We start from the raw sequence: 15,535 nt of genomic DNA, 5'->3' as shown, positions 1-15,535 counted from the left end.
GACATGGTCTTTTTGTATGCGGCAGGGGAGCGGAAAAATTTTTGTGTCAGCTTTCCTGACATGCGTTGACACATTCTGCTGACATGGCATATACTTAGACTATCAAAGGAGAGGCGTTGATGTGAATGAACGACGAAATCAGACGCAATCTCGCCCTTTTCCCGATCGGCATCGTTCAGAAGCTGACCGACCTGACCGCCCGGCAAATTCGCTATTACGAGCAGCACCAGTTGGTCCGGCCGGCACGTACTGATGGAAACCAGCGATTGTTTTCCTTCAATGACGTGGAACGCTTGCTTGAGATCAAGCGGCTGATCGACCAAGGGCTGAACATTGCCGGCATCAAGACGGTGCTTGGACCCGCCAAGACCGTATCCGATCTTCTGCCAGACCACAAGAAGGAACAGGCGGAGAAGATCGCCCAGGAAGTCAAACGCGATCTGTCCGACCGCGAACTTCGAGACATGTTGAAAAAGGAAATGCTGCGCCGTCCGGCGATGCCGGGGAACAACCCGTTTAACGCCGGCGACCTGTCGCGGTTTTTCCATTAATTACACATAGAGCATTCATTCCAAAGAGGATGGAGCCTGAGGAGGAGAACCAGAAATGAGCTACACTGTAGAAGACATCAAACGCATGGCCAAAGAAGAGAATGTGCGTTACATCCGACTGCAATTCACCGATTTGCTTGGTGTGATCAAGAACGTGGAAATCCCGGTTTCTCAGCTTGACAAGGCATTGGAAAACAAAATGATGTTCGACGGCTCCTCGATCGACGGCTTTGTCCGCATTGAAGAGTCTGACATGTACCTTTACCCGGACCTCAACACCTGGCTGATCTTCCCGTGGGAAACGGATAAAGGCTACAAAGTAGCACGCCTGATCTGCGACATCTACATGCCGGACGGCAGCCCGTTCCCGGGCGACCCGCGCTCCACGCTGAAGCGCGCGCTCGAAGATGCGAAAGCGCTGGGCTTTGACACGATGAACGTCGGTCCGGAGCCGGAATTCTTCCTCTTCAAGCTCGACGAAAAAGGCAACATCACCACCGAAGTAAACGACCAAGGCGGCTACTTCGACCTCGCACCGGTTGACCTCGGCGAAAACTGCCGTCGTGAAATCGTGCTGACGCTCGAAGAGATGGGCTTTGAGATCGAAGCGTCCCACCACGAAGTTGCAGTCGGTCAGCATGAGATCGACTTCAAATACACCGATGCGGTGACCGCAGCAGACAACATCATGACCTTCAAGCTGGTGGTTAAGACCATCGCCCGCAAGCACGGCCTGCACGCAACCTTCATGCCGAAGCCGATCTTTGGCATCAACGGTTCCGGTATGCACTGCCACATGTCCCTGTTCCAAGGCAGCACCAACGCTTTCTTCGATGACAGCGACGAGCTTGGCCTGTCCGTATCGGCGAAGCACTTCCTGGCTGGCATCCTGGCGCATGCACGCGGCTTTGCAGCGATCACCAACCCGACGGTCAACTCTTACAAGCGTCTCGTTCCGGGCTATGAAGCGCCGTGCTACATCGCTTGGTCCGCGAAGAACCGTTCGCCGCTCGTGCGCATCCCGGCGTCCCGCGGTCTGTCCACCCGGATCGAAGTCCGCAACCCGGACCCGGCGTGCAACCCGTACCTCGCGCTGGCAGCGATGCTGCAAGCCGGTCTCGACGGCGTTCGCCGCGAGCTGAAGCTGGTCGACCCGGTCAACCGCAACATCTACGTGATGAACGAAGAAGAGCGCCTCGAAAACGGCATCCTCTCGCTGCCGGCTTCCCTGAAAGAAGCGATCGACGAGCTGCTCGCAGACGAAATCATCGTCAAAGCGCTTGGCGAACACGTTGTCGCGCACTTCGTAGAAGCGAAGCAAATCGAATGGGATATGTTCCGCACCACCGTCACCGAGTGGGAGCGCAACCAATACCTGACCACGTACTAAGCAGCAGTCAAAGCCCATCGTCTCGATTGAGACGATGGGCTTTTTGTTGTGAAAATATAAAAAAACCCGCCCGGTGAGGGCGGGGTTACGTATATATTTTACATAATTTCGCGGAAGACACCGATGACTTTGCCGAGGATGGTGACGTTGCGGTAGCGCATCGCGTCCATGGTGGGGTTCTCCGGCTGCAAGCGGATGTGGTCTGCCTCGCGGTAGAAGCGCTTGACGGTCGCTTCGTCGTCTTCGGTCATCGCGACGACGATCTCGCCGTTGTGGGCGGTGGCCTGCTGGCGGACGATGACGAGGTCGCCGTCGTAGATGCCGGCATCGATCATCGATTCACCGACGACGTTCAGCAGGAATACGTTGTTGTCGCCGACAAAGCGGGTCGGCAGCGGGAAGTAGTCTTCCACGTTTTCGATCGCGGTGATCGGCATGCCTGCCGTTACGCGGCCGACGATCGGCGCCATCACGGTCGAATATTCAAAACGGGAATCGGTCGCGCCTTCCTCATCGAGCACCTCGATCGCGCGCGGCTTGGTCGGGTCGCGGCGGATCAGACCCTTCTGCTCCAAGCGGGCCAGGTGGCCGTGGACGGTGGAACTGGATGCGAGGCCAACCGCTTCGCCGATCTCACGCACCGATGGCGGATACCCTTTGTCTTTGACTTCTCGTTTGATAAACTCCATGATTTCCTGTTGCCGCTTGGACAGCTTGATCATTGCAGAATACACTCCTTGACTACATGGTATGAGAACTCTATGATGATGGGAAAATATGTTCGCAGATTCTATGTTGAAAAAATTATACCACAGGTTGGTAACAGATACAAACGTAAGTTCTTATTTTCGACATTCTTGCGACTCTTCTGACACGTGCAACTGCCCTGTAACCAATGGTGGTATAATTCAACTCAGCAGAACAGGCTCAACATGGAGGGATTTTGAAATGCGCTTACAAGACAAAACAGCAATCATCACAGGCGGAGCAAACGGCATCGGCAAAGAGACGGCCATCCTGTTCGCACAGAACGGAGCAAAGGTGATCCTCGCCGATTTTGATGAAGCAAACGGTGCGGCTGCCGTCGAAGAGCTGCGCGCTCTCGGCGCCCAGGCGCATTTTGTAAAAGCGGACGTGTCCTCGTCCGAAGACGCAGAGCAGATCGTAGCGGCCGCGCTGGAGCAGTTTGGCCGCGTCGACATCCTCGTCAACAACGCCGGCATCACCCGTGACGGCTTCCTCGTCAAGATGGAGCAGGAGCAGTGGGACCGCGTGATCGGCATCAACCTGACCGGCGTCTTCCTCTGCACACAGGCGGCGGCGAAGGTGATGATGGCGCAGGGCAGCGGCGTGATCCTCAATGCCGCATCGGTTGTCGCTCAGTTTGGCAACGTCGGCCAGACCAACTACGCGGCGACCAAGGCGGGCGTCGTCGGCATGACCAAGACCTGGGCGAAAGAGCTGGGTCCAAAAGGCGTGCGCGTCAATGCGGTCGCGCCGGGATTTGTCTCCACCAACATGACCGACAAAGTGCCGGAGAAGGTGCTGGACGCGATGAAGCTGCAGACGCCGCTGCGCCGTCTCGGTCAGCCGCGCGACATCGCCAACGCGTATCTGTTCCTGGCGTCAGACGAAGCGAGCTTTATCAACGGCGCGGTGCTGGCGGTCGACGGAGGCTTGAGCTTCTGATGAGCGCGGCGCGGTTTCCATGGCTGGAAGGCCGCGCCCGTCTCACCCCCGCCAAGACAGCGGTGGTCGAGGCGGGCACCGGCCTGCGCCTCACCTATGCAGAGTTGAACCGCCGCGTCGGCCGTCTCGCCGCCTGGATGCAGCAAAACGGGATCGCACCGGGCGACCGCGTGGCGCTGCTCGCTCCCAACTCCGCCGCTTATCTCGAACTGCTCTTTGCGGCAGGCAGGACAGGCGCTGTGTTTGTCCCGCTCAACTATCGCTTCTCCGACAAGGAACTGGCGTATGTGCTGGAAGACTGCTCGCCGAAGCTGCTCGTCTGCTCTGACCGCTATGCGGAGGCGGGGGAGAAGCTGCAGGCTCGCGTTCCGATCACCTTGTCCCAGCACGAGTATAAGGCGGTGGTCGAAAGGGGTCAGGAGTCCTGTCGGCCGGTTTCTGCAGATGCCGAAGCGCCGTGGGCGATCATCTACACGGGAGGCACAACCGGCAAGTCAAAAGGCGTGATTCTGTCGCACCGCGCGATTCTGTGGAACGCGATCAATACGGCGGCATCGTGGGGCTTGACCGATGAGGACGTCACCCCGGTCTATCTGCCGATGTTTCACACTGGCGGCCTGAACGCGCTGACGATGCCGGTGCTGTACATGGGCGGCACGGCGGTGATCGGCGACCAGTTTCATCCCGGCACGGTGCTCGGAGTCTTGGAGCGCGAACGCTGCACGATCGCCTTGTTTGTGCCGACGATGCACCACATGTTGATTGAATCGACCGAATTTTCCGATTACATACCTTCGACGATGCACACCTTCCTCTCCGGAGGTGCGCCATGCCCGCATAACATCTATGCGGCGTATGCGGCGAAGGGCTTACAATTCAAAGAAGGCTACGGGATGACAGAAGCCGGCCCGAACAACTTTTACATCCATCCCGACCTGGCCCGGGTGAAAGTCGGCAGCGTGGGCGTGCCGATGCTGCACAATGAGATCTCCATCGTCGATGAATTCGGCGCAGAGATGCCGCCGGGCGCGACCGGGGAAATTTTGATCCGCGGGCCGCACCTGTTCTCCGGCTATTGGAACAACCCGGCCGCGACGCAAGAAGCCTTGCAAGACGGCTGGCTGCATACGGGCGACCTCGGGCGGCGCGATGCGGACGGCTGCCATTACATCGTCGGGCGTAAGAAAGACATGATCATCACCGGCGGAGAAAATGTCTACCCGTTGGAAGTCGAGCACATCCTCGCTGCTCATCCCGCCGTCAGCGAAGCGGTGGTCATCGGGGTGCCGCACCCGAAATGGGGCGAAGTGGTCACGGCGGCGATCGTGCCGCAGAGCGGAGCGCAGCTGACGGTAGAAGCACTGAAAGCATTCTGCGCGGAACACCTCGCCCGCTATAAGGTGCCGAAGTCGTTTTTCTTCCTGTCGCAACTGCCGATGACACCGGTCGGCAAGATCGACAAGAAGCAGTTGGTCGTCCTGTGCTCGGAAATTGCATAGCTCGCAATCCCACTGCACCTGTGCTCAGGTGCATTTTTTTCTGTGGCAGGGATTGCCACCGGTGTTACGAAATAGTAATAAATATATGAAAGTTTCGGAAAGTGTTTCGAAGGGGGAAGACGATGAATTCACAGCCGTTAATGTTATCAACCAAACTGGTGCCGCCCCGTGTCAAATTGCAGTGTCTGCGCAGGAAGCGGTTGGACGAGCTGTTGATTCAAGTGGCCGACTATCCGGTGACGCTCGTGCAGGCCGAAGCGGGTTATGGCAAAAGCACGGCGCTGGTCACGCACCTCTGCACGCAGTTTGACCACATCGCCTGGTATTCGGTCGAAACGGGGGAGCGCGACGCGTTTTTGTTCCTGCATTATTTGATCCATGCCGTGCAGCGCATCCATCCGCGGATTGGCGAGCGCTCTTTGCGCCTGCTGGAAGAAGCCGAAATGACCCATGCCGTGCTGCATCCCTGCCTGACGTTGTTGATCAACGATCTGGCCGAGTTGGCACCCGATCCGACGGTGCTTGTGCTCGATGACCTGCATGCGGTGCTGGACGTGCCGGAGATCGCGACGGTACTTCATCTGCTGATCCGCTATCTGCCGGCCGGCCTGCATCTGGTGATCGGCAGCCGCCGAGCCCTGGAGATCGATGCTGTCAAGCGGCTGCAGGCCACGTTCGACCTGCTGGTGATCGGCAAGAAAGATCTGACCTTTACCCGCGAAGAGATCGCCGTGCTGTTTGAAGCGGAATACGGCATTCTGCTGTCTGCGGAGCAGGTGGCGGAGATTCAGGAGCAGACGGAAGGCTGGATCATCGCCCTGCAGATGATCTGGAAGGGGCTGGAGCGGGGCATGGGTCTGCCCGAACTGTGGCAAACGCAGCCGGAAGCGGGACGTGCGCTGCTGTCATACTTGGCAGAAGAAGTATTTGACCGCCAGCCGCCCGAAGTGCAGGCGTTCTTGGAGCGAACCTGCATGCTGCAAACGATGGAGCCGGACGTGTGCAACCTGCTGCTTGGCCGCGCCAACTCCGCTGAGATGCTCCGGCAGTTGGAGCGCTCCGGGCTGTTCGTGACGGAAGCGGGGGATGGGCATTACCGCTACCACCGGCTGTTTCAAAAGTTTCTGGTCACGCATGCGGAGAAGAAACTGGAGGCGGCTGAATGGTCTGACCTTCAAGAGATGGCGGCGGCGCTGTACGAAGGGCGGGGTGATCTGCAGCGGGCGCTGGCGCATTACTCGGCGGCCGGCAAGATGCAGGCGGTGGTGCGGCTTTTGCTGATGCACGGCGAGGACTTGCTGGTCAGCGGACGTCTGGAACTGATGAAGAGCTGGATCGACAAACTGCCGAGCTCGGTGCTCGAACAGTACCCCAAGCTGCTGTTCTGGCGCGGGGAGGTCGACCGCGCCTTGTCCCGTTTTCACGAAGCGGCGCACTGGTACACGCTGGCGGAAGGCGGCTATATTCAAAAAGGCGATAGGCTGGGCCGAAGCTATGTCTACCGGGGACAGGCGCAGGTTTATCTCGATACGATCCAGCCGCTCAAAGCGAACTACTGGCTGCAAAAGGCGGTGCAGATCTTAGGCGGCGACTACCCGGCCGAGACGTTCCAGATCTTGCGTCTTTTGGCGGAAAACCACACCAACTCCGGGCAGCTGCGGGAAGCGGAAGCGATGATCCGGCGCGCCGATGAGCTGATGCCGGGGCAGGGACGGGATGAGCTCGACGTGCGCCTGCACCTGCGGACGGGACGCTTGCGTCAGGCGAAGGAGATGACGCTGGAAATCATCGACAAAGAGCGGCGGGAAGCGGACGGCGGACAAAATCGCGTCGCCAAGTCGCACCGCGAGATGCATCTGCTCTTGTCGCTGATCGACGCGTTTCTCGGCGAGGCGGACTCTTCGCGCTGGCATGCCGAACAGGGCATCCGCACGGGGCAGACGCTGCAGTCGCCGTTTGTGGAAGCGGTCGGCTACATGCGGCTTGGCCATGCGATGGCGATGGCCGGACGGCTGGAAGAGGCGGAGACCTGCTACCACCGCTCGGTCAAGATGAGTGAAGAGCTCTGCGTGGAGCGGGGCAAAGTGGAAGGGGTTGATGGGGCTGTGCATCACCACCGGGCTGCTCGGGGAGCTGGAGCAGGCGCAGACGTACGCGCGGACCGGCCTGGAGCTGGCTCTGAGCGTGCATGACCTGTGGTGCGCCAATCTGGTGCGGCTGGCGCATGGGTCGGTGCTGACCGCATGGGGCTGTCATGAAGAAGCACTGCCTTGGCTGCTGGAGGCGGAAGCGGGATTCGCGGAGTGCGGCGACGCGTTTTGCCTGGCCAACGTGCATCTGTGGCTGGCGATGCTCTATCTGCGTCTGGAGCGCAAGGCGGAGTTTGCGGAAAAAGCGACCCGGCTCTTGCACAGCGTCGAGGAGCACGGCTTTCACGATCTTTTTGTCAAACGCACGTTGTTTGGTCCCAGCGACCTGCTGATGACCGTGCCGTTTCTGATCGAAGCGCGCGACCGTCTGGGGCTGGAAAGCGCGGAAAAAGTCTTGCGGATGATGAACTGCAAAGGTGTGGACAAACACCCCGGCTACACGCTGCGCATCTCAACGCTCGGCAAATTTGCCGTCACCCGGGGCTTGGAGGAAGTGGCGCGCAAAGAGTGGAAGCGCGAAAAGTCGCGCCAACTGTTTCAACTCCTCGTCACGCGCAAAGGCCAGCTGGTGCAGCGCGACGAGCTGTGCGAGCTGCTCTGGCCGGAGATGGACGAAAAGACGGCCAACCGCGATTTTAAAGTGGCGATGAACGCGCTGACCCATGCGATCGAACCGAGGCGGGAAGCGCGCTCGAACTGCTTTTTCATCGAGCGGCTGGACACGGCCTACCGCTTGAACCCGGACGCGGCGGTGTGGATCGACGCGGTGGAATTTGAGAAGCTGGCCGAAAGCGGGCTGGGAGCGGCCGCCCTCGACCCGGAGCGGGCCGCAGCGCAACTGGAAGCGGCGCTCTTGCTGTACCAAGGGGATTTTCTGCAGGACCAGCCTTATCTGGAATGGTGTTCGGCCGAGCGGGAACGCCTGCGCACCCTGTATCTGCGGACGCTGGAAGCGTTGGCGCGCTTGTATCAGGAGCGCGGGGCGCATCAGGAGGCGGTCGCCTGCTGTGAGCGGATCTTGAACAAGGATGCGAGCTGGGAGCCGGCGTATCAGATCCTGATGGCCTGCTACCACCTGCTCGGCAACCGCAGCCTGGTCATCGCTTCTTACAAAAACTGTGTCGCCCAGCTCTCCGATCATCTCGGTCTGACGCCGATGCCGGAGACGACCCGGCTTTATCAGCGGCTGGTGCGCGGGGCGGGTAACTCTGCTGTAACTTCTGTGCTCTAAAGTAGAGGGACAGAGGAGGCAGAGAACGATGAATACCCCTTCAATTGGCATTGTCAGCACCGGCACCTATCTGCCGCAGACGTATCAGACAAGCGAAGAGATCGCGAAGCTAAGCGGGCTTCCGCAGGAGGTCATCGAGACCAAGCTCGGTTTTTCCAAAAAGCCGGTGCCAGGTCCCGACGACCACACCTGCCAGATGGGCATCCGGGCGGCACAGCAAGCGCTGAAAAAGGGCGGTGTCGATCCCCGGACGATCGACCTCGTGATCTATATCGGTGAAGAGCACAAAGAGTATCCTTTGTGGACGGCCGGGATCAAACTGCAGGAAGCGGTCGGCGCCGTCAACGCGTTTGCTTTTGACCTCCAGCAGCGCTGCGGCACGATGGTGCTGGCGATCAAGGTGGCCAAGGATATGATGACGTCCGACCCGGAGATCAACACGGTGCTCTTGGCGGGCGGCTACCGCAACGGCGATTTTATCGATTACACCAACCCGCGCACCCGTTTTATGTACAACCTCGGCGCAGGCGGCGCGGCTGTGATCTTGAAAAAAGGGCACGAGCAGAATCTGGTGCTGCAAAGCCACATCCTCACCGACGGCTCCTTCTCCGAAGATGTCGCAGTGGTCGCAGGCGGCACCAAACATCCGATCACCGCCGAAGCGCTTGAACAGCGTTTGAACTACCTCGACGTGATGGACCCCGCAGGCATGAAGGCGCGGCTGGAGCAAAAGTCGATGGACAACTTTCTCAAGGTCATTCACCGCTCGCTGGAGAAAAGCGGGTATGCGGCACAAGACCTCGGCTACCTGGCGATTCTGCACATGAAGCGCTCGGCGCATCAGTATGTGCTGCGGGAACTGGGCTTGCAAGAGGAGCAGTCGTATTACCTTTCCGAGTATGGACACATCGGGCAGTGCGATCAGATCTTGTCGCTGGAGCTCGGGCTCTCCTCGGGGCGGCTGCGGCCCGGTGCTGTGACGGTGCTGGTCAGCGCCGGGATCGGCTATGCGTGGGACGCCTGCACGGTGCGCTGGGGATAAAAAATGGGTATGCTGTGAATGGCAGCATACCCATTTTTTTGCTGTATCATTTTGACAAACGCCGCATAACGTAATAATATATTTTTACGAAGCACAAAGTTTTTAGGGGAGGTGAGTGATCGGTGGAACATCAGATCCAAGAGACCTGTTATGTGGAATCGCCCGAGCAGGCAACGGCGCTGCTGCACCCGCTCCGGGCGGAGATCCTCTCGAAACTCACCGAGCCTGCGTCGGCTGCCGAAGTGGCGCGCATGATCAATGATACGCCGCAGCGCGTCAATTATCATCTCAAAGCGCTGGAAAAAGTCGGGCTGGCGCGGCGCGTCGGCACCCGGCAGGTGCGCAACCTCGTCGAGGTGCTGTACCGGTCGATCGCCCGCACCTTTGTCATCTCCGAACTGCTTGGCTTGAACCCGGAAGCGATGCAGCGGATCAAAGACCAAAGCTCGCTGTCCCACCTGATCACGATCTCCGACCGCATCAGGCGCGATGCGCTGTGCTTGATGGAGCAAAGCGATCAGGCGGAAGAGATCCCGAGCGCGACGCTTGCGATGAAGCTGCAGCTGGAAACGGAAGAGAAGCGCAATGAATTCGTCCGGGAGTACGTACAGCTCGTGCAGGAGCTGGTGGCGAAATACCAGTCACCCAATCCTGCAGACGATGCGTACAACGTGATCCTTGCCGTCTACCCGGACGGAGGTCAAGGAGGGGATGTCAAATGAGCGAACGACAAGCAGAGAGCAGACCGGTTGTCGTATTTGAACGGGCAGAGTCCCGGCCAGAGCGCACCGGCAATGTGATTCCGTTCCCGATGCCTGCCCGGGGGGCGCGTGAGACGACCGCCGTGGAATGGGTGGTCGGCGGACAGAACCAGCAGCGTCCGGTGCGTTTGACCGGGGTGTCGTCCGGATTTGGCGACGTCTCCAAAGCATCGGTGCAAAGACTGGCAGCGTAATACCAATCAAGCACAAACAAAAGGGAGGTACTTTTACATGAACCTGATTCCTTACGTAGTGGAACAAACCAGCATGGGCGAGCGCTCCTATGACATTTATTCGCGGATGCTGAAGGACCGCATCATCTTCCTCGGCACCGGCATCGACGACAATGTGGCGAACTCGATCATCGCACAGCTCCTGTTCCTCGCAGCGGATGATCCGGACAAAGACATCCATCTCTACATCAACTCGCCGGGCGGCTCCACCTCGGCCGGGATGGCGATCTATGACACGATGCAGTACATCAAGCCGGATGTGTCGACGATCTGCATCGGCATGGCCGCTTCGATGGGCGCGGTGTTGCTGGCGGCAGGGGCGGACGGCAAGCGCATCGCGCTGCCGAACGCGGAGATCATGATTCACCAGCCGCACGGCGGCGCGCAAGGGCAGGCGACCGACATGGAGATCCAGCTGGAGCGGATGCTGCGCACCAAGCGCACCTTGACCAAAGTCTTGGCCGAACGTTCCGGCAAGCCGTACGAGGAAGTGGCCAAAGACATGGAACGCGACCACTGGCTGGATGCGGAAGAAGCGAAAAACTACGGCCTGATCGACAAAGTGATCGAGAAGCTGTAAGCGTTTGGAACAAGAAAAAACCACCGGAGCATGAGCTCGCGGTGGTTTTTGTTTTGCCAGATTAGAATTTGATGATACCGATCGAGTACAGGAAGATCACGATCACCATGATCGGTGCGATGTACTTCAGGCAGAACATCCAAGCGTTGTACCAGAAGCCGGAGAGACCTGCTTCTTCGCCTGCGCGCTTCCACGCGTAGCCGGTGAAGAGGGTGACGACCAGACCGCCGATCGGCAGGAAGATGTTCGATGCCACGAAGTCGAGGAGATCGAAGAACGTTTTGCCAAACAGCAGGTTGTCAGACAGGATGCCCATCGACATCGAAGCCGGGATGGAGATCGCAAAGATGATCAAGGTCACGATGGTTGCCGATTTCGCGCGGCTCCACTTGAAGCGTTCCATCAAGTAAGCGTTCGGAACTTCAACCAGGGAAACGGTGGAAGTCAGCGCTGCGATCGACAGCAGGAAGAAGAACAGGAAGCCAAACAGGTTGCCCAGCGGCATTGCAGCGAATGCTGCCGGCAGCGCCATGAAGGCGAGGCCCGGGCCTTGACCCGGCGCGATGCCGTAGGAGAAGACGGTCGGGAAGATGATCAAGCCTGCAACAAACGCGTACAGCAAGTCGCCGCCTGCTACTGCTGCCGCAGCTTTGCCCAGCGATTGTTTCTTGGAGGTGTAAGCGCCGTACGTAAGCATTGCGCCCATACCGAGCGACAGCGAGAAGAATGCGTGACCGAGAGCGACAAGCGCCGATTCGGCGGTCAGCTTGCTGAAGTCGGGCATCAGGAAGAATTCAACGCCTTCGCCTGCGCCCGGCAGGGTCAGCGCGCGGATCATCAGGATGACCAGAATCACAGCCAGGCCCGGGATCAGCACTTTGTTAAACTTCTCGATACCGCCAGCGACGCCTTTCGCGACAACCCAGCAAGTGATGATCAAGGTGATGATCGTCCAGAAGATCGGCATGTTGCCGCCTGCAAAGGACAGGAAGCTTGCGGTGTAGTCCGGATTCTCAAAGAGATTGCCGGTCAGCGATGTAAACGCGTAGTTCATGGTCCAGCCTGCTACTACTGCATAAAAACCCATGATTGCAAATGCGGATAATACGGAAAGGAAGCCGAAGTAGCCCCACCATTTGGTTTTGCTCAGGTTATGAAAAGAAGATACTGCGTTGCCGCGACCGCCGCGACCGATGACCATCTCGGCCAACAGGATCGGCAGACCGACCAGTGCGAGACACAGGATAAAGATGAGGAAGAAAGCAGCACCGCCGTACATGCCGGTGATGTACGGGAACTTCCACATGTTCCCGAGACCAACCGAGGAACCAATCGCCGCTAAAATGAAGCCGGTGGATGTAAAGCTGTCAGATGCTTTTGGTTCAAGTTGGAGTGAGTTCTGATTTGTTTCAATTTTCACACATTTTCCCTCCCGAATAAAGACTAAAACCATTGTTTATGCCTGACAAAATACTATTCAGGCACGAACAATATTACTTTAGAATTGTACGAAAAAGAGTTCGAGTTGTCAAACAATTATTTAGTAGGCTCGAAAAATAGTGCGAAAGGCTCACCTCGCTCGTCTGCAAGATTTGTAACTCTTGTGTAACGCTCTCAGGATAGAATATTTACAACTTTTCGAAATTATACGAGGGGGTACCATCATGCAGAAAAAGAGATGGCAGAAGCTCGGGCTGGTCTCGGTGCTTTCTATGTCGATGCTGTTGACCGCATGCGGTTCGACAGAAACAGAGAGCGGGGAGTCCGCAAGCAAAGAGCCGATCAAGATCGGTGTCGTCACATCGAAATCGGGCGCGCTGGAAGCGTACGGCTGGCAGGAGATCAACGGTCTGAAGCTCGGCATCCAATATGCGACCGACGGCAAAAACGAGATTGATGGACGCAAGATTGAAGTGCTGGTCGAAGATGATGCGGGCAAGCCGGACGAAGGGATCAAGAAGGCGCGCAAGCTGCTGGAAGAAGACAATGTCGACATCCTGCAAGGTTCGGCCAACTCGGCAGTCGCACTGGCGATCGCGCCGCTGGCTGAAGAATATAAGAAGATTTTTATCGTCGATCCGGCGGCGACCGACGAGATCACTGGCAAGAACTTCAATAAATACATCTTCCGCACCGGCCGCAATCTCTCCCAAGATGCTGCCACCGGCGGGAAATACGCGGTCGAGAATCTCGGCAAGAAGTTCTTCCATCTCGCGCCCGACTATGTATTTGGCAAATCGAGCGCAGCCGCTTGGAAAGCTGCGATCGAAAAATCGGGCGGACAGGTGATTCAAGAGGAGTTTGCGCCGCTGACCACGCAAGATTTCACCCCGTACTTGCAAAAAGCCGCCCAGTCCGGCGCGGACGTGATGATCGTCACTTGGGCTGGCGCGGGCGGCGCTACCTTGTTCAAACAGATCAACGAGCTGAAGATCGCCGACAAGCTGAAGATCACCACCGGGATTCCGGACATCGCCGGCATCAAAGCGATGGGCGACGCGGCCGAAGGGTTGCAGGGCATGACGGCGTACTACTACGGACTGTCCAGCACCAAGGAAAACGAATGGCTGGTCGCAGAGCATCAGAAGCAGTTTAACGCACCGCCGGATCTGTTCACCGCAGGCGGATTCACCGCGGGCATCGCGATTGTGGAAGCGATTAAGAAAACGGATTCAACCGATGCCGAGAAGCTGATCCCGGTGCTGGAAGGCATGACCGTCAAAGGCGCGAAAGGCGACTACACCTTCCGCAAAGACGACCATCAGGCCTTGCAGCCGATGTACATCGTCAAGCTGGAGAAGCAGGCGGGCGCTGACCACCTCGTGCCGGTGCTGGTACAGGAGCTGAGCGGCGAAGACACCGCTCCGCCGATCCAAAATTAATTCGAGGTGCCCTGCCGACCAGCAGGGCACTTTTCACACGGAGGTGGCGTATGGCAGATCATTTGCTGACAACCCAAGGGCTGACGATTCAATTTGGCGGCCATGTCGCCGTAAGCGATGTGGATTTTCAATTGAAGCCCGGAACTTTCAAATCGATTATCGGCCCGAACGGAGCCGGCAAAACCACATTTTTTAATCTGATCAGCGGACAGTTGAAGGCGACGCGCGGCGCTGTGTTCTTTAAAGGAACAGACCTGACTGGGAAAGGGGTCGCCGCGCGGGCGCGCATGGGCATCGGGCGGTCGTTCCAGATCACCAACGTGCTGCCGAGCCTGACGGTGCTGGAAAATGTCCGCATGGCCGCCCAAGCGGTGAGCGGCGTCAGTTTCCGCCTCTTCTCCCACTACCGCAAGTTCTCCGCTTTGGAGCAACAGGCGCACGAACTGCTGAAAAAAGTGCATCTGGACAGCCAGGCGGACAAACTGGCGAAAAACTTGTCGCACGGCGACAAACGGAAACTGGAGATCGCGATCTTGCTGGCCTTGGAGCCGGAACTGCTCCTGCTCGACGAGCCGACCGCCGGGATGTCACTGGAGGAAGTGCCGGCGATCATCGAGGTGATCCGCGAACTGAAGGCGGCGGGCGGGCAGACGATCCTGCTGATCGAGCACAAGATCGACATGGTGCTCGACCTGTCGGATGAGTTGGCCGTGCTGTTCAATGGCAAGCTGCTCGCCGACGGCACGCCAGAGGAGATCATGAACAACGACTTGGTGCAGTCCGCGTATCTGGGAGGGCTCTATGACGACGCTATTAAAAGTTGAAGCATTGCAGACGTATATCGGCCAGTACCACATTCTGCAAGGCGTCGAGCTCGATGTCAAGGCCGGCGGCGTCACGGTGATCCTCGGGCGCAACGGTGCAGGCAAAACGACGACCTTGCGCACGATCATGGGCCTGACCCCGCCGAAAAGCGGCAAAGTGATCTTTCAAGGAGAAGAGATTCAGGGGCTGGCTCCGCACCACACGGCGCTGAAAGGCATTGGCTATGTGCCGGAGGACCAGGGTATTTTTTCCGATCTGACGGTGGAAGAGAATCTAAAGCTGGCGATTCGAAAACGAGACGATGCGACCAGGGAGCGTCAGGACGTCGTGCTGGAACTGTTCCCCGATCTCGGGATCGCCTGGAAACGCAAAGGCGGCAACCTGTCCGGCGGGCAGAAGCAGATGTTGGCGATCGCGCGGGCGTTCGTCAACGACAACAAACTGCTCTTGATTGACGAGCCAAGCAAAGGGCTGGCTCCAATTGTCGTGGAGAAGGTGATGGAAGCACTTCTTGAGCTGAAAAAGCGCACGACAATCGTGCTGGTCGAACAGAATTTCATCATGGCAAGCGGTGTCGGCGACGACGTGTTTCTGCTCGATGACGGACGCACCGTCTATCAGGGCACGATGCAAGAGCTGCAGGGGGACGAATTGATCAAGCAAAAGTATCTCGGCATCGGTTTGCGGTCGGAAAGGGGGTAA

15 protein-coding genes are annotated in these 15,535 nt (G+C 58.1%); 13 read left to right on the top strand and 2 right to left on the bottom strand.

Going from position 1 to position 15,535, the window contains the following annotated elements; all coding sequences use genetic code 11:
• The first annotated feature begins 125 nt into the window (after window positions 1–125).
• A complete protein-coding gene (locus CBW65_RS19380) occupies window positions 126–551 on the top strand; it encodes a MerR family transcriptional regulator (protein ID WP_087458245.1) in 426 nt (141 codons plus the stop codon).
• Window positions 552–606: 55 nt separating this feature from the next.
• On the top strand, window positions 607–1,941 hold the full coding sequence (glnA, locus tag CBW65_RS19375) for a type I glutamate--ammonia ligase (protein ID WP_087458244.1): 1,335 nt from the start codon (window positions 607–609) through the stop codon (window positions 1,939–1,941).
• Window positions 1,942–2,039: 98 nt separating this feature from the next.
• Here glnA and lexA read toward each other — a convergent pair whose 3' ends face one another.
• A complete protein-coding gene (lexA, locus tag CBW65_RS19370; protein WP_087458243.1) occupies window positions 2,040–2,663 on the bottom strand; it encodes a transcriptional repressor LexA in 624 nt (207 codons plus the stop codon).
• Window positions 2,664–2,889: 226 nt separating this feature from the next.
• Here lexA and fabG point away from each other — a divergent pair, with 226 nt between their 5' ends.
• From fabG to clpP, 8 genes are all read left to right on the top strand, one after another.
• Entirely contained in the window at window positions 2,890–3,630 is a 741-nt protein-coding gene (fabG, locus tag CBW65_RS19365; protein ID WP_087458242.1) for a 3-oxoacyl-ACP reductase FabG, read from the top strand.
• Window positions 3,630–5,129, top strand: a complete 1,500-nt coding sequence (locus CBW65_RS19360; protein ID WP_087458241.1) for an acyl-CoA synthetase — start codon at window positions 3,630–3,632, stop codon at window positions 5,127–5,129. The genes fabG and CBW65_RS19360 overlap by 1 nt, the downstream gene beginning before the upstream one ends.
• Before the next feature lie 122 nt (window positions 5,130–5,251).
• Window positions 5,252–7,321, top strand: coding sequence for a winged helix-turn-helix domain-containing protein (locus CBW65_RS19355; RefSeq protein WP_157722069.1), 2,070 nt, complete (start codon window positions 5,252–5,254; stop codon window positions 7,319–7,321).
• On the top strand, window positions 7,227–8,510 hold the full coding sequence (locus CBW65_RS19350; protein WP_087458239.1) for an AfsR/SARP family transcriptional regulator: 1,284 nt from the start codon (window positions 7,227–7,229) through the stop codon (window positions 8,508–8,510). The genes CBW65_RS19355 and CBW65_RS19350 overlap by 95 nt, the downstream gene beginning before the upstream one ends.
• A 28-nt stretch (window positions 8,511–8,538) precedes the next feature.
• Window positions 8,539–9,552: a 3-oxoacyl-ACP synthase gene (locus CBW65_RS19345; RefSeq protein WP_087458238.1), complete on the top strand. Its 1,014-nt coding sequence runs from the start codon at window positions 8,539–8,541 to the stop codon at window positions 9,550–9,552.
• A gap of 122 nt (window positions 9,553–9,674) precedes the next feature.
• The gene (locus tag CBW65_RS19340; protein WP_087458237.1) at window positions 9,675–10,274 is read left to right on the top strand and encodes a winged helix-turn-helix domain-containing protein; all 600 of its coding nucleotides are present in this window, start codon (window positions 9,675–9,677) and stop codon (window positions 10,272–10,274) included.
• Window positions 10,271–10,507, top strand: coding sequence for a hypothetical protein (locus CBW65_RS19335; protein WP_087458236.1), 237 nt, complete (start codon window positions 10,271–10,273; stop codon window positions 10,505–10,507). Before CBW65_RS19340 ends, CBW65_RS19335 begins: the two co-directional genes overlap by 4 nt.
• 37 nt (window positions 10,508–10,544) lie before the next feature.
• Window positions 10,545–11,126, top strand: coding sequence for an ATP-dependent Clp endopeptidase proteolytic subunit ClpP (clpP, locus tag CBW65_RS19330; RefSeq protein WP_087458235.1), 582 nt, complete (start codon window positions 10,545–10,547; stop codon window positions 11,124–11,126).
• Between the two features lie 61 nt (window positions 11,127–11,187).
• Here clpP and CBW65_RS19325 read toward each other — a convergent pair whose 3' ends face one another.
• Window positions 11,188–12,546 carry a sodium-dependent transporter gene (locus CBW65_RS19325; protein ID WP_408646510.1) on the bottom strand — a complete coding sequence of 453 codons (1,359 nt, stop codon included), beginning with the start codon at window positions 12,544–12,546 and terminating at the stop codon, window positions 11,188–11,190.
• Window positions 12,547–12,790: 244 nt separating this feature from the next.
• Here CBW65_RS19325 and CBW65_RS19320 point away from each other — a divergent pair, with 244 nt between their 5' ends.
• From CBW65_RS19320 to CBW65_RS19310, 3 genes are read left to right on the top strand one after another with little or no spacing between them, the layout of a single operon-like run.
• Window positions 12,791–14,008, top strand: coding sequence for a substrate-binding domain-containing protein (locus tag CBW65_RS19320; RefSeq protein ID WP_087458233.1), 1,218 nt, complete (start codon window positions 12,791–12,793; stop codon window positions 14,006–14,008).
• Between the two features lie 50 nt (window positions 14,009–14,058).
• On the top strand, window positions 14,059–14,832 hold the full coding sequence (locus tag CBW65_RS19315) for an ABC transporter ATP-binding protein (RefSeq protein WP_087458232.1): 774 nt from the start codon (window positions 14,059–14,061) through the stop codon (window positions 14,830–14,832).
• Complete coding sequence (locus tag CBW65_RS19310) at window positions 14,810–15,535, top strand: ABC transporter ATP-binding protein (RefSeq protein ID WP_087458231.1); 726 nt, start codon at window positions 14,810–14,812, stop codon at window positions 15,533–15,535. The genes CBW65_RS19315 and CBW65_RS19310 overlap by 23 nt, the downstream gene beginning before the upstream one ends.

Source organism: Tumebacillus avium (assembly GCF_002162355.1).
In the GTDB taxonomy this organism is placed as follows: Bacteria; Bacillota; Bacilli; order Tumebacillales; family Tumebacillaceae; genus Tumebacillus_A; species Tumebacillus_A avium.
The sequence above is the reverse complement of the archived record's forward strand: the minus strand, read 5'-3'. Positions and strand labels throughout refer to the sequence as shown.